This is a genomic window from Cupriavidus pauculus (assembly GCF_022179805.1).
Lineage (GTDB): Bacteria > Pseudomonadota > Gammaproteobacteria > Burkholderiales > Burkholderiaceae > Cupriavidus > Cupriavidus pauculus_E.
In genome coordinates this window covers 153,090-171,671 of the sequence record NZ_BPUO01000004.1, presented here as the reverse complement: position 1 = coordinate 171,671, position 18,582 = coordinate 153,090, and the positions used below count along the sequence as shown (strand labels likewise).

Genomic DNA, 18,582 nt, shown 5'->3' with positions numbered 1-18,582 from the left:
GTCTCCCCTGTCCCGCAAAGCGGGAGAGAGGTTGGGGGTGAGGGCTTGAGGCTCTGCTTGCCGACATATCGCAATTTAAACCGCTGACCCTCTCCCCCGCCCCTCTCCCGCGAGCGGGAGAGGGGCGAAAACCAGAGGCGTACGAACGGCTCACACCCCAAAGCGTACCCATTTCTGCGTCAAAGCGTACCCGTTTCTGCGTACCCCCGCGCACCGTTTTCAGACGCTGATAATCGCCCAGAACCGCCGGGCGGACGCAGGCAGCACCATCAGCACGGGCATAGAATGTCGCGTCGGCCCTGCCGGCTTCCACAACAAACCCTGTCTCGCTGTCACGCATGAAGCCCGCCCTGCTTGTTCTGGTCCAGCTCGAACCGGACCACCTCGCCCTTGTCTCCCAGCAATACGACGTCGTCTACGCGCCCAGCGCCGCGCAGCGCACCGAAGCCATCGCCAGCGCCGGCGGCACGTTCCGCGCGGTGCTGAGCAACGGCACCACCGGCATTACCGCCGCCGAGATCGACGCGATGCCCGCGCTGGAACTGGTCTGCGCGCTGGGTGCCGGCTACGAGAACATCGACATCGCCGCCTGCAAGGCGCGCGGCATCGCCGTGGGCAATGGCGCCGGCACCAACGACAGCTGCGTGGCCGATCACGCGATGGCGCTGCTGCTGGCCACCGTGCGCCGGGTGCCGGCGCTGGACCGCGCCACGCGCGATGGCGTCTGGCGTAATACCATCCCGCTGCCGCCCAACCTGTCGGGCAAGCGCCTGGGCATCGTGGGGCTGGGTACGATCGGCCGCCGCATCGCGCAGCGCGGCCAAGGCTTCGACCTGGAGGTCGGCTATCACAACCGCCGGCCGCGCGACGACGCGCCGTTCCAGTACTTCGCCGATGTGATGGCACTGGCCGAGTGGGCCGACTACCTGGTCATCGCCACGCCGGGCGGCGCCGTGACGCGCCATATGGTCGATACCCCGGTGCTGCGCGCACTGGGGTCGAAGGGGTATCTGGTGAACATCGCGCGCGGCAGCGTGGTCAACACGGCCGCACTGGCCGATGCGCTGCGCGCCGGAAAACTCGGTGGTGCCGGCCTCGATGTCTATGAAAGCGAGCCGAAGCCGCCCGTGGAGCTGTTCGACTGCCCAAACGTCGTGCTGACCCCGCACGTGGCCGGCTGGTCGCCCGAGGCTGTGCTGGCGTCGGTGAACCAGTTCATCGAAAATGCGCGCCGGCACTTTGCCGGCCAGCCGCTGGTGGCGCCGGTCAACTAACCGACGGCCGGAAACACCACGCGCACGCGCAGGCCCGGCGCGGCGTCTTCCAGCGCCACGCGGGCGCCGTGCGATTGCGCCACTTCACCCACGATGGCCAGCCCCAGCCCGCTGCCGCCCGTGGGCGCGTCGGGCACACGATAGAAGCGGTCGAACACGCGTGCCCGCTCGGCCGCCGGAATGCCGGGGCCGTTATCGGTCACCACCAGTTCGATGCCCTGCGCGGTGTGCGCCACAGCCACGTCGACGCGGCCGCCACGCGGAATGTAGTGCAGCGCGTTGTCGACGAGGTTGGTCAGCAGGATGCGCAGCGCATCGGAATCGCCACGGATCGTGACCGGCCCCTTGGCGCCCCCGTCCTCAACCCCAAGGTCGATATCGCGGTCGATGGCGGCCTGCGACATCTCCACCACCACATCGGCCGCCAGCGTGCGCAAGTTCACCGGCTCGTGCGGCGGTGGCGCGGCACCCGGCTCCTGCCGTGCCAGCGTCAGCAACTGGGCCACCAGGTGGGTCAGCCGCTCAAGGCCCTGCCGCAACTGGCCCATCGCCTCCTGCCGGGCTTCGGCACTCGGCGCGCGCTCCACCAGTTGGGCCTGCAACTGCAGCGCCGTCAGCGGCGTGCGCAGCGCGTGCGCGGCGTCGGCCACGAAGGCACGCTGGGTGTCGATGGCATGCGCCAGGCGTGCCAGCAACTGGTTCAGGGCATGGGACAGCGGCGCGATCTCGTCAGGCATATCGCGCACGGCCAGCGGCGCCAGCGTGTTGGCGTCACGTGCGCGCACTTCGCTGGCAATCTCGCGCAGCGGGCGCAGCCCGCGCCCCACCGCCAGCCACACCAGCCACCCGAGTAGCGGCAACAGCAGCAGCAGCGGCGCCACGGTGCGCAGCGCCATATGGGCGGCCAGCGTGCGCCGCGCGCTGAGCGGCTGGGCAATCTGCACCACAGCCGGACCCAGCTGCACGCTGTAGATCCTCCATTCGCCCGATTCCGTGCTGGCGTCGGTGAAGCCCAGCTCGGCGCGCTGCGGCAATGTCGGGTGCGAATGCGAGAGATAGAGGCTGCGGCCGGACCCGTCCCAGATATGGATCACCACGTCCTCGTCCGCGTGCAGCAGGTCGGCGCCTGTGGGGCCCACCGGATCGAACGGCGCCGCCATCGGCGCCGAGAACTGGCTGGGCAGCGCGGCCGCCACCTGCTTCATCTGGTAGTCGAATAGCGCGTTGGCTTCCTGCCGCGCCTGGCCGTAGATCAGCACGGTGGCCACGGCAATGCCGGCCGCCAGGCCGGCTGCCAGCCACCACAACAACGTTCGTTGAATCGAGCGCATCAGTCCGTCGTTCCTTCCGCGTGCCCCGCCGCCTCGTCCAGTTGGGGGATCAGGTAGCCCACGCCCCGGATATTGCGGATCAGCGTCTGCCCAAACTTGCGCCGCAGCGCGTGGATATAGACCTCCACCGTGTTGCTGCCCACGTCGTCGTCCCAGCCGTAGAGCCGCTCCTGCAGCTGCGGCACCGACCAGACCTTGCCGGGCCGGGCCATCAGCGCAGACAGCAGCGCATATTCGCGCGCCGACAGTCGCACGGGGTTGCCGCCCCGCGTGGCCTCGCGCGTGGCCGGGTTCAGCACGATGTCGCCATAGCGCAGCACCGGTTCGGCGCGCCCTTCCGCGCGGCGGGCCATCGCATGCATGCGGGCCACCAGTTCCTGCAGGTCGAACGGCTTGATCACATAGTCGTCGGCTCCGGCGTTCAGCCCGGCCACGCGGTCGGCCACCGCGTCGCGCGCGGTGACGATCAGCACCGGCGTGCGGATATTCCGTGCGCGCAGGGCGCGCAGCACGTCCAGGCCCGAACGGCGCGGCAGGCCCAGGTCCAGTAGCACCAGGTCATAGCCGCCGTCGGCGCGGGGCCCGTGCTGGTCGGACGCGGCATCGAGCCCGGCGTCGCCATCGGTCACCCAGTCCACCGTGAAGCCTTCCTGGCGCAGCGCCACCTTCACGCTTTCGCCAATCATGGCGTCGTCTTCCACCAGCAATACGCGCATGGTCGTGTCGAAATCAGGGATTGGGCCGGCGCATGTCGCCTTCGAGCCGGTCGGCCAGCGCCCGCGCCAGGCCGGGCAGCGCCGGGAATTGCGCGGTGATCACGAACACCGGGATATCGGCCAGGTACTTGCCCATGCGGCCCTTGTCGCTAAAGCGCGCGTTGAACGGCGATGCGTGGAACGCCTGCACGAAGCGCGGCACGATGCCGCCGCCGATGTAGACGCCGCCGCGCGCGCCCAGCACCAGCGCGATATCGCCTGCCACCGAGCCGAGCAGGCCGCAGAACGCGTCGAAGGCGCGCCGGCACAGCGGGTCGTTCTGCTTGAGCGCACCGTCCGTGACCTGCGCTGGCGTCAGCGGTTCGGCCAAAAGCGTACCCGTTTCTGCGGACAGCGCCGCATGGATATGGGACAGGCCCATGCCCGACAACAGCCGCTCGGCCGAGACCCGGCCAAGCTGGTCATGCGCCGCGCGCCAGGCGATCCATTCGTCGTCGGTCACCGGCATCACCTCGATATGGCCGCCCTCACCGGCCAGCGCGACGGCGCCGCCGCCCGGGGCCGGCACCAGTCCCGACACGCCTAGGCCGGTGCCCGGCCCGATCAGCGCACGCGGGGCCGTTGCCACGGCAGTGCCGGAGCGCACCTGCACCAGATCGTCGTCGGGCAGGAAAGGCAGCGCCAGCGACAGCGACGTGAAGTCGTTGATGGCCACCAGTGTTTCCAGCCCCAACGCCTGGCGCATGCCATCGATCGAGAAGGCCCAGTTGTGGTTGGTCAGCTTGACGTGGTCGCCCGTGACCGGATTGGCCAGGCCGATGGCGGCGTGAGCGGGCTGAGTTTTGGCGTCGAGCGTACTCACGTACTGCCGCATCGCCGCTTCCAGCGACGGGTGATCCGCCACCTTGTAGGCCGTGACGTCGCCGATGCGCATCGGCGAGGTTTCCAGGGCGAATCGCACATTGGTGCCGCCGACATCGGCGAGCAGTCTCGGAAATCCGTGGGTCATCGTGTTCAGGTGCGGAAAATGTCGACGCCGCGCCGGTGCCGCGCCAGCACCACGCTGACCGGCAGCGCGGGCGTGGGAGCCTGCAGCGCCTTCTCCAGCACGGCTGCCTTCTTCTCGCCGGTGATGGCCAGGAAGGTGCGTTCGGCGGCCAGCAGCGCGGCCAGGTTCAAGGTCACGCGCGCGTGGGGCGCCACGCACGGATGCGTGACGATGTAGCCGGGCTGCGGCTCGGCTAGCGCCGTCTGCAACTCGGGCGCGTCCGGAAACAGCGACGCGGTATGACCGTCCTCGCCCATGCCCAGCACCACCACATCGGGCTGCTGGAACGACGCGTTGAGCCGCTGCACGGCGCGCAGCGGTTCGGCGGCCTCGGCGGCGTCGGCAATCAGCGGCACCCAGCCCGCCACGCCGGCGCCTTCGCGCAGCAGGTGGCTGCGCACCATCGCGCCGTTGCTGTCGGCGTCATCGGGCGGCACCGCGCGTTCGTCCACCAGCGTCACGGTCACGGCGTCCCAGCGGATGGGCCGGTAGCGCAACCGCTCGAACATCGGCACCGGCGACTTGCCGCCCGACACCGCCAGCACCGCCCAGCCCTTGGCCTTGATGACCAGGTCCAGCGCGTGGCTGACGGAAATCGCCAGCGATTCGGCCTGGTCCATCACGGTGGGATGTTCGAACTGGCGCATGGCGGGGCTCCTGTCAGTAGGCGTTGCGTTCGGATCAGACTTCCTCGTGCCACAGCGCGCCATCGCGCGACATCAGCGCGGTGGATGCCGGCGGGCCCCAGGTGCCGGCCGTGTACGGCTTGGGCGGCACTGTGCTGGCGTCCCAGGTGTCGATGATCGGCTCCACCCAGCGCCACGCCTGCACCTGCTCGTCACGCCGCACAAACAGGCCCAGCCGGCCGCGAATCACGTCCAGCAGCAGGCGCTCGTAGGCGCCGGCCCGGCGCGTCTTGAACGAGTTGGCAAAGTCCAGATCGAGCGAGGTGGGGGTCAGCTCCAGCGTGTCGCCGGCCTGCTTGACCAGGAAGTACAGCCGGATGCTTTCCTCTGGCTGCAGCCGGATCACCAGCCGGTTCTGCGGCGACAAACCCAGCGGCTTGGGGAAGATCGCGTGCGGCACGTCGCGGAAATGCACGACGATCTCGGCCACGCGCGACTGCATGCGCTTGCCCGTGCGCAGGTAGAACGGCACGCCTTCCCAGCGCCAGTTGGCAATCTCGGCCTTGATCGCGACGAAGGTCTCGGTGCGGCTGTCCGCGGCAATGCCCTGCTCTTCCAGGTAGCCCACCACCGGCTTGCCGGCGATGGCGCCCGATCGATACTGGCCGCGTACCGATTTTTCGGCCACGTCCTGCGGCTGGATCGGCTTGAGCGCCTTGAGGATCTTGATCTTCTCGTCGCGGATCGCGTCCTCGCTGAGGCTGGCCGGCGGCTCCATCGCCACCATGCACAGCAGCTGCAGCAAGTGGTTCTGCACCATGTCGCGCAGCGCGCCTGTGCGGTCGTAGAAGTCGCCGCGCGTTTCCACGCCCAGTTCCTCGGCGATCGTGATCTGCACGTCCTGCACCCACTCGCGGCGCCACAGCGGTTCGAACAGCGCGTTGCCGAAGCGGATCGCCATCAGGTTCTGGACGGATTCCTTGCCCAGGTAGTGATCGATCCGGTAGATCTGGTCTTCGGCAAAGTACTGCGCCACGGCCGCGTTGATGGCCTCGGAGGAATCCAGGTCGTGCCCAAGCGGCTTCTCCAGCACCACGCGCACGTTGGGCGTGTTCAGGCCGGTACGGGCCAGTTGCTCGCAGATGGGCACGAAGATATGGGGCGCGGTGGCCAGGTAGCAGACCACCACCTCGGGCTTGCGGGCCAGCACCTTCTCGGCCAGGGCATCGAAATGCTCGGGTTGCCGCGCATCGGCCTGCACGTAGCAGATGCGATCCAGGAACGATGCCCACGCCTCGGGCGGTGCGTGTTCCAGGCCGGGGCGCACGGTGTCTTCCAGCGTGGCCTTGTACTGCTCGGTGGTCTGCGGATGGCTGCCAGTGGCCAGGATACGCGCTGACGGATGCAGCACGCCGCAGCGATGGGCGTCAAAAAGGGACGGCAGCAGCTTGCGCCGCGCCAGGTCACCGGTGCCGCCAAACAGCACCATGTCGAAATCGGGCATGCTCACCCTGGGCTCCTTCCGGATATCGGGGACAACTACTAAGTGCCGCCGGGCGGCGCGTTGGTTCCAGTGATGTTACGTCACTCATGGCCGCTTGGACAGGCAGGCGGGCCGCCAGGCGGAACAAGCGTACCCGTTTCTGCGTGCCCGCCTGGGCTCCGTTTGTGCTCCAGTCGGGCGCGGGTCACGCGACGGATGCGGAACATCCCGGGCCATCTAGTACTCCCACAACCATGAGAGCCGAGGGCGATGACGCCGCCGTGACGGTATCGTGGCGGTGGCGTCCCGTTTTTTCGGCTAGGCTGAGAAGCGCCCTTTCAGGAGATAACAATGCCCCGCCATCCCGTCCTGGAGAAGGTCACGGCTCGCATCGTGGCCCGCAGCACCCAAACCCGGCAGGCCTACCTGGATCGCACCCGCGCCATGGCGGGCCAGAAGGTAGAGCGCGCCAACATCTCGTGTACCAACCTGGCGCATGCGGTGGCCGCCATGCCGGACGAATCCAAGATCCGGCTCAAGGCACAGGAACGGCCCAACCTGGCCATCGTCTCGGCCTACAACGACATGCTGTCGGCCCACCAGCCGCTGCAGACCTATCCGCAATGGCTCAAGGAAGCCGCGCTCGAAGCGGGCGGCACCGCGCAGTTTGCCGGCGGCACCCCCGCGATGTGCGATGGCGTGACGCAGGGGCAGGACGGCATGGACCTGTCGCTGTTCTCGCGCGACGTGATCGCCATGGCCACCGCCGTGGCGCTGTCGCACCAGATGTTCGACGGCGTGCTGTGCCTGGGCGTGTGCGACAAGATCGTGCCGGGCCTGGTGATGGGTGCGCTGTCATTCGGGCACCTGCCCACCGTGTTCGTACCGGCCGGGCCGATGACCACCGGCATGAGCAACGACGAGAAGGCCCACATCCGCCAGCTCTTCGCCGAGGGCAAGATCGACCGCGCCGGGCTGCTCGAGGCCGAGTCCAAGTCCTACCACGGCCCGGGCACCTGCACGTTCTACGGCACGGCCAATTCGAACCAGATGCTCATGGAGATCATGGGCCTGCATTTGCCCGGCACCGCGTTCATCAACCCGGGCACGCCGCTGCGCGAGGCCCTGACGCGCGAATCGGCCCGGCAGGCACTGCGGCTGGTGCATGGCGGCGATCGCTACACGCCCATCGCCGACGTGCTGGACGAACGCGCGTTCGTGAACGGCATCGTCGGGCTGGTGGCCACCGGTGGATCGACCAACCACACGCTGCACCTGATCGCGATGGCCCGCGTGGCCGGCATCCAGCTCACGTGGGACGACTTTCACGAGTTGTCGGCCGTGGTGCCGCTGCTGGCGCGCGTGTATCCGAACGGCAAGGCCGACGTGAACCAGTTCCAGGCGGCCGGCGGGCTTTCGCTGGTGATTCGTGGCCTGCTGTCGCTGGAGCTGCTGCATGAAGACGTCAACACCATCGTCGGCCGTGGCCTGGCCGACTACACACGCGAGCCCGCGCTGCGCGACGGCAAGCTGACGTGGACCGATGGCCCCGAGGCTTCGCTGGACGACACCATCGTGCGCGGGCCCGATCAGCCGTTTGCGGCCGATGGCGGCATCAAGCTGCTGGACGGCCGGCTGGGGCGCTGCGTGATCAAGACGTCGGCGGTCAAGCCAGAACACCAGGTGGTGGAGGCCCCGGCCATCGTGTTCCTGCATCAGGACGATGTGCTGACCGCCTTCAAGCGCGGCGAGCTGGAGCGCGACTTCGTGGCCGTGCTGCCGTGGCAAGGTCCCTCGGCCTGCGGCATGCCCGAACTGCACAAGCTCACGCCCACGCTGACGCTGCTGCAGGATCGCGGCTTTCATGTGGCGCTGGTCACCGACGGGCGCATGTCCGGCGCCTCGGGCAAGGTACCCGCCGCCATTCACGTGTGCCCCGAAGCGCTGTCAGGCGGTCCAATCGGCAAGGTCCGCACGGGCGATATCGTGCGCGTGGATGCGCCGGCCGGCGTGCTGACGGTCTTGGCGGATGATGGGGACTGGAGCGCGCGCAAGGTGGAGGTGCCCGACCTGAGCGCCAACCGGCATGGTGTGGGGCGGGATCTGTTTGGGGGCTTCCGCAAGCATGTGGGGACGGCGGAGACCGGGGCTTGTTCGTTGTTTGCGGAGGAAGGTTGAGTCTTCGCTCCCCTCTCCCGCCCCGGCGGGAGAGGGGCTGGGGGAGAGGGCCGGAGGCTCTGCTTGCCGACCAATTCGCAATTTGCACCGCTGGCCCTCTCCCCCGTCCCCTCTCCCGCTTTGCGGGAGAGGGGACCAAACCGAGCGGTGATTGAAGCAAACCGTACCCGTTTCTGCGTGCCTCAATTCGGCCGCCCGCGATACACCTCCGCACGCCGATCACCCCCTCCCGCCTCAGCCGTTTCCTCTTCCATTTCCGGAATCTGCACCTCCTGCACCGGCACAGCGATGCGGCATCCCGCATCCTCGACTACCGACTTGAGCCGTGCAAACAGCGCGAACTGCACGCTCCAGAAATCGTCGTTCGACGTCCAGTAGCGCGCGTTCAGCGTCACGCCGCGGTCGGTGTAGCGCACCACCATGACTTCGCGCCCGGGTTTCGGCAGCAGGCGTTTTTCGCTGTCGAGCATGGCGGCCAGCGCGTCCAGCCCGGCCTGGATCGGGCTGTCGAAGGTCACGGTGACCTCCATATCCATGCGGCGGGTGGGATTCTCGCTGTAGTTCATGATCGGGCTGCCCCAGATCTTGCCGTTGGGCACGCGCAGGCAGACGCCGTCGAAGGTCTGCAGCTCGGTCATGAATAGACCGGTCTCGCGCACCGTGCCGGCCACGCCCTGGGCGTCGATGTACTGGCCCACGCGGAACGGCCGCAGCAGCACCAGCATGATGCCTGCCGCGATGTTCTGCAGCGTGCCTTGTAGCGCCAGCCCGATGGCCAGGCCGGCGGCGCCGAGCATGGCGATAATGCTGGCGGTCTGCACGCCGAACTGGGACAGCACCAGCACCACGGTCAGCACGCGCACCACCCACTGGACGATGCTGGCCAGCATGGGCCGCAGCGTGTCGTCGACGTGGGTGTGCTGCAGCGCCTGGCGCAACCCCTTGGCGGCGCGTGCCGACAGCCACCATCCGATCAGCAGGATGGTCAGGGCGGCCAGGCAATTCAGGCCCTGGCTGACGGCGAATTGCGTCAGGTAGGCCCATGTGGCTTCCAGCTTGGCGTGATCGATGAGGTTCAGGTCCATGCGTCGGCTCCGGGTGAAAAACCCCGCGAGTGTTGCGAAGGACGTGCCAGCCTGCGCATCGCAGACGGCCAAAGCGTACCCGTTTCTGCGTGACGCCCGACCCCACAAGGGCTCACGGCGTCACGCACCGGACGCGGCGCCGGCATCACAAACCATATTCAGGTGCGGTGGCCGGCGCAGGATTTACAACCGGCGGCAATATTTGCCTGCCGCCGTCCGACCCGTCGTGCGGCGCCGCAGAAATGGGTACGCTTTGCCATGAAAAAAGGCGGCCAGGCCGCCTTTTCCAGTCGTCACGCAGTGCCGCATCAGCTTGCCGGCGCCGCCTTCTTTTCCGCTGTGCTGGTATCGGTCGGGTGGTCGTGCAGGCGGTCGCGGTGAGTCAGGGCCGGGAACAGCTTCATCCACGCGCCCACCACCAGCACCGTGCCGGCGCCGCCCAGCAGCACCGCGCCCACGGGCCCCAGCAGGGCCGCCGTGACGCCCGATTCGAACTCGCCAAGCTGGTTCGAGGCGCCGATAAATACCGAGTTGACGGCACCCACGCGGCCGCGCATGTCGTCGGGGGTATCCAGCTGCACCAGCGTCTGCCGCACCACCACGCTGATCATGTCCGACGCGCCCAGCACCACCAGCGCACCCATCGACAGCGGCAGCCACGTGGACACGCCAAACACCATCGTCGCCACCCCGAAAATGGCCACCGCGCCAAACATCACGCGGCCCACGCGGCGGTTCAGCGGATGCCGCGCCAGCCACAGCGCCGTCACCAGCGCGCCAATGGCGGGCGACGACCGCAGCAGTCCCAGGCCCCAGGGGCCGGTGTGCAGGATGTCTCGCGCATAGATCGGCAGCAGCGCCGTGGCGCCCCCGAGCAGCACGGCGAACAGGTCCAGCGACACCGCGCCCAGCAGCACCTGGTGGCTGCGGATATAGGCAAAGCCGGCGAAGAGCGTCTTGATGCTGACCGGGGCGGTCAGGCGCTGGGCGGCCTGGCGCAGCTTGAGCGTGAACACCAGCATCGCGGCAATCGCAAACAGCACCGCACTGATCGTGTACACCACACCGGCGCCCGCCACGTAGGCAAACCCGCCCAGTGCCGGCCCGATGATGATGGCGGTCTGTGCGGCGGAACTGGCCAGCGCCACCGCGCGGGGCAACTGACGCGGCGTGACCACGCTGGGCAGCAGCGCCTGCAGCGTCGGGGTCTCGAATGCGCGGCAGCCACCGATCAACGCCACGAACAGGAAGATGTGCTCGCTGGTGACCCAGCCCGAGAAACTGGCCACGGCCATCGAGGCGGCGATCACCGCCTCCAGCATCTGGCACGTGCGCACGATGATGCGACGGTCGAACCGGTCGGCCACGTGGCCGGACATCAGCAGCAGCACGATGGACGGCAGGAACTGCACCAGTCCCACCATGCCCAGCATGAACGGATCGCGCGTCAGGTCATACATCTGCCAGCCCACGGCCACCGTGAAGATCTGGTAGCCGATGGTGGTGCAGAGCCGGGCAAACCAGAAATGCCGGAAAGCGGGGTCACGAAAGACAGAGTCCGGCTCGTCGGCCGGCATCGCGGGGGCGTTGGACATGAGGCAGGAAGCGTCCTGAGGACGCAGAAGCGGCAATGTACGCGATTGCGTACAAAGCTCAGGATTCTAGCCGAGTCAGGGGAGACGTGCGTGCGGGCTTTGTATCGGGATGGATACAGAGCGATTGGTTCTGGTTGTGGAAGCTCCCCTCTCCCGCGTGGCGGGAGAGGGAGTGGGGGTGCGGGCTGGCGCCTCAAGATGCGTGGGTCGCAATTCGGGCCGCCTGCCCTCTCCCCTGCCCCTCTCCCGGGGGGAGAGGGGAAAAACCAATCGGGAAGGAAAAATCCGATCAGGCGATTTCGCGCGTTTCCAGGAAGCGGATGTTCGGGAAACGCTCCTGCGTCAGGCGCAGGTTCACCATGCTGGGGGCCAGGTAGACGTGGTCACCGGCGCCGTCCACCGCCACGTTGTGGCCGTTCTTGTCGATCAGCTTCTCGATCTCGGCCGGGTCGCCCTTGAGCCAGCGGGCCGTAGCGCATTCGTGCGACTCGAAGATCGCATCCACGCCGTATTCGTGCTCCAGGCGGTGGGCCACCACGTCGAACTGCAGCATGCCCACGGCGCCCAGCACCAGGTCGTTCGACATCAGCGGACGGAACATCTGCGTGGCGCCCTCCTCCGCCAGCTGCTGCAGGCCCTTCTGCAGCTGCTTGACCTTCAGCGGGTTGTTCAGGCGGGCACGGCGGAAGAATTCCGGCGCGAACGACGGAATCCCCGTGAAGCGCAGCGGCTCGCCTTCGGTGAACACATCTCCCAGCCGGATCGTGCCGTGGTTGGGCACACCGATGATGTCGCCGGCGTAGGCTTCCTCGGTCGTATTGCGGTCCTGCGCCATGAACGTGATGGCGTTGTTGATGGCCACGGTCTTGCCCTGCGACACGTGCAGCAGCTTCATGCCACGGTCGAAACGGCCCGAGCACACGCGCACGAACGCGATACGGTCGCGGTGGCGCGGGTCCATGTTGGCCTGGATCTTGAACACGAAGCCGCTGAACTTGCCTTCGTCCGGCTGCACGACGCGCGATTCGGTCTGGCGCGCCAGCGGCGGCGGCGACAGTTGGCACAGCGCGTCCAGCATCGACTGCACGCCAAAGTTGTTGATCGCCGAGCCGAAGTAGACCGGCGTCTGCTTGCCCGCCAGGAACAATTCCTTGTCGAACGTATGCGACGCGCCGCGCACGAGTTCGATCTCCATGCGCAGTTCGTCGGCCTGCGAGCCGAGGATACGGTCCAGCTCGGGGCTGTCCAGGCCGTCGAGGATGGCCGCGGTGCCCTTCTCGCCCTTCGGGTCGAACAGCTGCACCTTGTCGTCGATCATGTGGTACACGCCGCGGAACGCCTTGCCCATGCCGATCGGCCAGGTCATCGGCGCGCACTGGATCTTCAGCACGTCCTCGATTTCGTCGAGCAGCTCGATCGGCGAGCGGCCTTCACGGTCGAGCTTGTTGATGAACGTGAGGATCGGCGTGTCGCGCAGGCGGCACACGTTCAGCAGCTTGATGGTCTGCGCTTCCACGCCGTTGACGGAGTCGATCACCATCACGGCCGAGTCCACGGCGGTCAGCGTGCGATAGGTATCTTCGGAAAAGTCCTCGTGGCCCGGCGTATCGAGCAGGTTCACGATGTTTTCCGGGGCGTCCGGGCGCGGCTGGTAGGGGAACTGCATCACCGACGACGTCACCGAGATGCCGCGCTGCTTTTCCAGTTCCATCCAGTCCGACGTGGCGTGGCGGTCTGCCTTGCGCGCACGCACTTCGCCGGCCACCTGGATGGCGCCGCCGAACCACAGCAGCTTTTCGGTCAGCGTGGTCTTACCCGCATCGGGGTGGGAAATGATGGCAAACGTGCGACGACGCGCAATTTCGGAAACGAGCGAACTCACGGCTTTGGAATCGGTAAGGGGCAATGGCCCGGGCAGAGCGCAGGCGCCGGAATCGGCGAGGCGGGAAGGCCAGGGAAGCAACCCGGGATGGCTCCCGGGATCTGATCGGGCGCTATTTTACCGGTTCGCGGTCCCGGCCGGGGCATGAGCCGGCTCGGTGCGTTGATCGCGGGCAGGGTCGCGGCCCCGCAGGCTGCCGAACTGCAGCGCGTACTGGCGGGTCAGCTCGGCGCCGAAGAAGAAGATTTGCGCCGAATAATAGACCCACAGCATCAGCGCCACCACCGAGCCCGCCGCGCCGTACGACGACGCCACGGCGCTGTTGCCCAGGTACAGGCCGATCAGCCGCTTGCCCACGGAAAACAGCAGCGCGGTGATGATGGCGCCCATCAGCACGTCTCGCCACGCAATCCGCACATTGGGCAGCATCTTGAAGATGGTGGCGAACAGCGCGGTCACCACCGCGAACGAGAACGCGGTGGAAATGACATCGGCCACCGGCGCGAACCATGAGGCCGTCCAGAGCTGCCCCCAGAACCGGTTGACCACCGCCAGCGCGGCGTTGACCACCAGCGACACCAGCAACATGAACGCGAGCGCCAGCACGATGCTGAACGACAGCATGCGCGCGCGCAGCAGCTTCTTCCAGCCGGCGCCCAGCGGAGCCGGCGCATGCCAGATGTCGTCGAGACTGCTCTTGAGTTCGGCAAAGGCGCTGGTGGCGCCCACCACCAGGATGCCGAAGGCGATCATCGCCGCGATACCGCCGCCGCCCGCGCGATGCGTGGCGGCCAGGATTTCCTGGATAGCCGCGGCGCCCTGCTCGCCCACCAGGCCATTGAGCTGCGCGAAGATCTCGCCGCGCGCCGCCTCGGCGCCAAAGAACACCCCGGCAATCGAGATGACCAGCACCAGGATTGGGGCGAGCGAGAACAGCATGTAGAACGACAGCGCTGCACCCTTGCTTGCGGCGCGATGGTCGAACCATGACGAGATGGCCGCCGACACCACGCGCACGGTCCGCGCGCCGGTATGGCGGTCGGGCAGCCATCGGCCGCGCTGCGGGCTGGGCGGCCTTGAGTCGTGCTGTTCGGGCATTGGGTCAGGGGGCATGCCGGGGCGTCCTTGAGATGGGCAGGCGTCGGGCCTGGGGCACATTGTCACCCCTCGGAGCTTGTGCGCTGCGCACATGTCCTGTCTGTCAGCCGGTGTCTGAAGCGTGTGTTCATCATAGTTCGCCTGGCCAGCCATGCGTACGGCCGCCTGCTACAGTTGATCAAGGCACACATGCTGGACCCGCGCCGCCGCGCGCGGTCAGGTCCGGCCAGAACAGGAGCCCTACGTGATCCTCATTTCGATTGGCCGGCACCCTGCCGCGCGCGCTGCCTGCGTATCCGTCAGCCTGACGCTGGCCGTGGCTGCGCTGGCCGTGGCTGCGCTGGCCGGCTGCGAACGCAACCAGCAGCCGGGGCCGGGACCCAAGCCCATTTCGGGCAGCGCCACGGCGCCCGCCACGACCGGCGCCTCGGGCGCGCAGCCCACGCCGCGCTAGCGCCCCGGCGCCAGGGCGTACCCGTTTCTGCGGGGCGGCACCGGTTTCAGTGATGCAACCGGATGCACGTGGTGCATGAGCCCGCCCGCCGCCAGCCCGCGACGTTACGCGTAGCGGGCGCGGTAATGGCTCCGCGAAGCCATATGCGCCTGAAAAAGCAGACACGTATGTTTGTTTCGTGCACGTAAGGTTGCCTGCGTCCCACCTCGGCACCCGGGTCCAATCGCGCGAACGGCAACGTCGGCCTCCCTACTGTCGGGGGATACGTTTCATTTCGGACCGGCCTACGCGGTGTTACGTCCCCTTGTCGTTACAGCGGCGTAACCGATTGCCGCCCCCGGCGCGTCATTTCGGGCGATATACAGCGCCCCGGAATCCCACATCCCTTGTAAAACAAGTGTTTGGGTGCGATTGGCACACTTGTCGCTCTGCTGTGGATTGGGAGAATTACGAGTCCAAAAACATAGAAGGTCAGAACGCAGGAGACACAACGCCATGCGTCATCCACCAGCGCGAATGACGGCGCGCCGTCGGGCCTACCGGCTTGCGGGCCCGGCTCCGTCCGTCAGGGAATTGCTGTCGCCGCCCCTGCTGCCATCTCCGCGCCCCACCGCGCGCCCCGTGACGTCCTTTTGCGCCGCCGCCAACCGCAGCGTGGCCGCGCCCGCCAGCAGGCAGCGCAATGGCCACCCCGGTTGCTGAATCATCGGTGCCCGGCCATAGACAAAAAACGGGTTTCGCGCAAACGCCCTTTGCTTTTTGGCGCGCCCGGACCTAAACCGGTTTACGTGCTCCGTCCCCCGGCGGGCACCTTTTTCCAGCAGGGAGGGAGCCACCCATGAACGCCAGAGTCTTCGCCATCGCCGCGCTGACACTGCTCTCGACCACGGCCGGGCCGGCACTGGCCGGCAACTATGCCTATTTCGACAGGCCGGACGATTCCACGCCGAACAACCATGCGGCGGTGAGCAACGACATCTATGTGCGCGCGTTTGGCTGGGCGTGGGGCGATGTGGGCTTCAAACCGGATCAGAACCCCGCGCAGTCACCGCAGGCTGGCGACCGCCAGGCACGCGACAACGTCACCGATCCACGTGACGCATTGCCGGGACGACTGCAGCACGAGGGTGGTGCGCCGCCACGCGGACGCCGCGACAAGGTCGGCATGACCTAGGCGCCCACCGTCACGTTTTGCGCGGGCCAAGCCGCGCCAGCCTTCCGCCGCTGTCCGGGCGAAAGGACGAAGGGGATCCGGCGAGCGGACGTCGCCGGATCCCCCTTGGCGCCACGTGCATCCGTGGCGCTGATCCTGATTTAGATTCCGTTTCCGAAGGCTAGTCGCCCGGCGCTCCTGCCTGCAGATCCACGCGGATGTTGTGCTTGTGCATCAGCCGGTACAGCGTCACGCGCGACACGTTGAGTTCGCGCGCGGCCGGCACCACGTGGAAGCCATGACTTGCCATGACCGTCCGGATGGCCTCGCGCTCGGCTTCCTCGCGGATCGCGTCGAGCGTCTTGCGCGGGACTTCCACACCCCCATGCAGTTGCAGGTCTTCGGCCGTGATCTTCCGGTTGTCGGTCATCACGATGGCCCGGCGCACGCGGTTGATCAGCTCGCGCACGTTGCCTGGCCACCCGTACTGCATCATGCCCTGCGTGGCACATGACGAGAACCCGCGAATGCGGCGATGCGCCTCGTTGCCATGCTCGGCCAGCACGGCATTGGCCAGCAGCAGGATGTCCTCGCCGCGCTCGCGCAGCGGCGGGATCGTCAAGGTCAGCACGCACAGCCGGTGGAACAGGTCGGACCGGAACCGGCCGTCGGCCTGCGCTAGCACCAGGTCCACGTGCGTGGCGGAGATGATCCGCAAGTCCAGCGGTATCGACTGATGGCCGCCCAGGCGCGTGATGGTGCCCTGCTGCAGAAATCGCAGCAGCGCCACCTGGCTTTCCAGCGGCAGGTCACCGATTTCGTCCAGGAACAGCGTGCCGCCCTGCGCCTGCTCGATCCAGCCAATCTTGCGCTGGTTGGCACCGGTGAACGCGCCCTTCTCATAGCCGAACAGCTCGGACTGCACGAGGTGCGATGGAATCGCGCCGCAGTTGATGGCTACGAACGGACCCTTGCGCCGGCTCGATGCCTCGTGAATGGCCTGCGCCGCCAGTTCCTTGCCGGTGCCCGATTCGCCCGAGATGAATACCGGCGCGTCGTTGTGTGCAACCTTGGCCAGCGACCGGAACATGACGCGCATGGCCTGGCATTCGCCGATCATCGGCCCGCGCGTCGCCTGCTCCGGAATGCGCGCACCGTGCAGGCAGGCCATGCCGTGCGCGTGCTTGAGCGTGTAGAGCAGTTCGTCGAACGAAAACGGCGTACGCACGTAATCCACGCAGTAGTCGCGGATCAGTCGACGCACGCGTTCGTCCTCGAGCATGGCCGTGGAGGTGATGGCCACCCACATGACATGCAGGTGCTGCAGTCCCTGTTCAAGCTGGGTCAACTCGGCATCGCCATACGGCGTCTGCAGGTCGATGATGCCGGCCATCGGCGCGCTGCCGCGCACCGCGCGCTCCAGGTCTCTCACCTGTTGCACCCGCCGGATTTCCCAGCCCGAACCGAACTGGTTCGCACTAAATCCAAAATCTTCATAGCGCGACACGAGCACGATCTGTGCGGTGCGTGCCGGCGCCTTGCACAGTCGGTCCATGACGTTCTCCCTGACGTTGGGCTTCTTGTTCGTGGCAGCGGAACCTGCCGCATGCGCGGCTGCGGGCCATTCGGTCCGGCTGGGTTCCGCTGGCTGCGCGGGCTGGCCCGCGCGCAACGTCTGGTGGATCACGGTGTGGACAAACTGCGAGATGGGTCTTCGAGCACGCTGGCACGATCGCCGCCCGCGCATAGTTCGTCGCGGATACGTCGACGCACCATGTCTTTCTCGCGCATCAGCTCGATGCTGGGCGACTCCGGCTTCTGGCCCGAGTACTGGTAGTAGAGCGCCTTGTAGGTGAGTTGGCTGAGAATCCACTCCTGCAGCAGCAGGCGCTGGCGACATAGTTCTTCGTTCAGCAGGCGATGCCGCTGCAACAGGCCTTCGACTGCGGCGCGCGTGCGCGGCGAGACGTCAGTGTCTTCGGCGAGCAGTGTGGCAACGTCTGTGATGGCGTAGTTCTCGCGCCCTTTATCGCTCCCATCGCCTAGCGCGATGTCTGCGGAGGCCTCTCCCAAGGCTGCCCAGCTACCACGTGCCGGCTGACTGCCGGGCTGGCTGATGGGCCCGATGGCGGGACGCCGGATTTCTCCTGCGGTCATGATCTGTTCCCCGTTGAACAACATCCCCCGGCACTACACGTTCGCGTTTACCACTTTCTTTGTTCTGGATTTGAGCTGTCTTGTGTGGTGCGCATGCATGCCGCGCACTCTTTGCTTCGCGGTGGCGAGCCGCCCTTTTCGCGGACGGTCTCATGTTCGGCTGGCCTCGTTCTTGTGGTACCGGCAGGCCTTGCCGCATATCGTGGGCAAGCGTCCGCCAAACAGCCAACGCTGCCCCGTATCCCGGAGTCAACAAAGGGCGCTCTTGCGCGCCCTCAAATTTTTGCCACGCCTCTAGTTCAGTGCATTTCCCCCCTTTTGTCCAGTCCGGAGTGTTCGCTTTCAGCCAAGTCTCATACTTTTGTATGAGGCTCAAGAGGGGCTTTTACGCTCGCTTGCTAGGTTAATGAGCCCTTACATTCGCCGCAGAAACGGGTACGCCGTGGGGTGATGGTACAGTCGTTTGATACGCAGAAACGGGTACGCTCCCACACGCTGTCAG

At 67.0% G+C, this 18,582-nt stretch carries 15 protein-coding genes; 4 read left to right on the top strand and 11 right to left on the bottom strand.

Annotation, left to right across the window (positions count from 1 at the left end; translation table 11 throughout):
* Window positions 1-338 precede the first annotated feature (338 nt).
* Complete coding sequence (locus tag MFF62_RS09415; protein ID WP_238262447.1) at window positions 339-1,274, top strand: 2-hydroxyacid dehydrogenase; 936 nt, start codon at window positions 339-341, stop codon at window positions 1,272-1,274.
* Here MFF62_RS09415 and MFF62_RS09410 read toward each other — a convergent pair.
* The 5 genes from MFF62_RS09410 to zwf are packed head-to-tail and all read right to left on the bottom strand — an operon-like array spanning window position 1,271 to window position 6,499.
* On the bottom strand, window positions 1,271-2,605 hold the full coding sequence (locus MFF62_RS09410) for a sensor histidine kinase (RefSeq protein WP_238262445.1): 1,335 nt from the start codon (window positions 2,603-2,605) through the stop codon (window positions 1,271-1,273). The two genes, MFF62_RS09415 and MFF62_RS09410, sit on opposite strands and share 4 nt — an antisense overlap.
* Entirely contained in the window at window positions 2,605-3,321 is a 717-nt protein-coding gene (locus tag MFF62_RS09405; RefSeq protein WP_238262443.1) for a response regulator transcription factor, read from the bottom strand. Before MFF62_RS09405 ends, MFF62_RS09410 begins: the two co-directional genes overlap by 1 nt.
* A 13-nt stretch (window positions 3,322-3,334) precedes the next feature.
* On the bottom strand, window positions 3,335-4,330 hold the full coding sequence (locus MFF62_RS09400) for a glucokinase (protein ID WP_238262441.1): 996 nt from the start codon (window positions 4,328-4,330) through the stop codon (window positions 3,335-3,337).
* Between the two features lie 5 nt (window positions 4,331-4,335).
* Window positions 4,336-5,016 carry a 6-phosphogluconolactonase gene (gene pgl / locus MFF62_RS09395; protein ID WP_238262439.1) on the bottom strand — a complete coding sequence of 227 codons (681 nt, stop codon included), beginning with the start codon at window positions 5,014-5,016 and terminating at the stop codon, window positions 4,336-4,338.
* Window positions 5,017-5,050: 34 nt separating this feature from the next.
* The gene (zwf, locus tag MFF62_RS09390; protein ID WP_238263073.1) at window positions 5,051-6,499 is read right to left on the bottom strand and encodes a glucose-6-phosphate dehydrogenase; all 1,449 of its coding nucleotides are present in this window, start codon (window positions 6,497-6,499) and stop codon (window positions 5,051-5,053) included.
* A 330-nt stretch (window positions 6,500-6,829) separates the two neighbouring features.
* Between zwf and edd the strand changes: the two genes are divergently transcribed.
* Window positions 6,830-8,656 (top strand): phosphogluconate dehydratase, encoded by a 1,827-nt coding sequence (gene edd, locus MFF62_RS09385; RefSeq protein WP_238262437.1) that lies wholly within the window; start codon window positions 6,830-6,832, stop codon window positions 8,654-8,656.
* Between the two features lie 182 nt (window positions 8,657-8,838).
* On the opposite strand, the gene MFF62_RS09380 is transcribed toward edd, so the two are convergent.
* The 4 genes from MFF62_RS09380 to MFF62_RS09365 form a co-directional block, all read right to left on the bottom strand.
* Entirely contained in the window at window positions 8,839-9,741 is a 903-nt protein-coding gene (locus tag MFF62_RS09380) for a mechanosensitive ion channel family protein (RefSeq protein WP_238262435.1), read from the bottom strand.
* Window positions 9,742-10,049: 308 nt separating this feature from the next.
* Entirely contained in the window at window positions 10,050-11,336 is a 1,287-nt protein-coding gene (locus tag MFF62_RS09375; RefSeq protein ID WP_238262433.1) for an MFS transporter, read from the bottom strand.
* A gap of 289 nt (window positions 11,337-11,625) precedes the next feature.
* Entirely contained in the window at window positions 11,626-13,218 is a 1,593-nt protein-coding gene (locus MFF62_RS09370; protein ID WP_238262431.1) for a peptide chain release factor 3, read from the bottom strand.
* Between the two features lie 117 nt (window positions 13,219-13,335).
* Complete coding sequence (locus MFF62_RS09365) at window positions 13,336-14,331, bottom strand: YihY/virulence factor BrkB family protein (protein WP_404990712.1); 996 nt, start codon at window positions 14,329-14,331, stop codon at window positions 13,336-13,338.
* Between the two features lie 229 nt (window positions 14,332-14,560).
* Here MFF62_RS09365 and MFF62_RS09360 point away from each other — a divergent pair, with 229 nt between their 5' ends.
* Window positions 14,561-14,770, top strand: a complete 210-nt coding sequence (locus MFF62_RS09360; protein ID WP_238262429.1) for a hypothetical protein — start codon at window positions 14,561-14,563, stop codon at window positions 14,768-14,770.
* An 838-nt stretch (window positions 14,771-15,608) separates the two neighbouring features.
* Window positions 15,609-15,944: a hypothetical protein gene (locus MFF62_RS09355; protein WP_238262427.1), complete on the top strand. Its 336-nt coding sequence runs from the start codon at window positions 15,609-15,611 to the stop codon at window positions 15,942-15,944.
* Window positions 15,945-16,104: 160 nt separating this feature from the next.
* Here the strand turns inward: MFF62_RS09355 and MFF62_RS09350 are convergent, their stop codons facing one another.
* Complete coding sequence (locus MFF62_RS09350) at window positions 16,105-17,478, bottom strand: sigma-54-dependent transcriptional regulator (RefSeq protein WP_238262425.1); 1,374 nt, start codon at window positions 17,476-17,478, stop codon at window positions 16,105-16,107.
* Window positions 17,479-17,606: 128 nt separating this feature from the next.
* Window positions 17,607-18,080: a hypothetical protein gene (locus tag MFF62_RS09345; RefSeq protein WP_238262424.1), complete on the bottom strand. Its 474-nt coding sequence runs from the start codon at window positions 18,078-18,080 to the stop codon at window positions 17,607-17,609.
* Window positions 18,081-18,582: the final 502 nt, after the last annotated feature.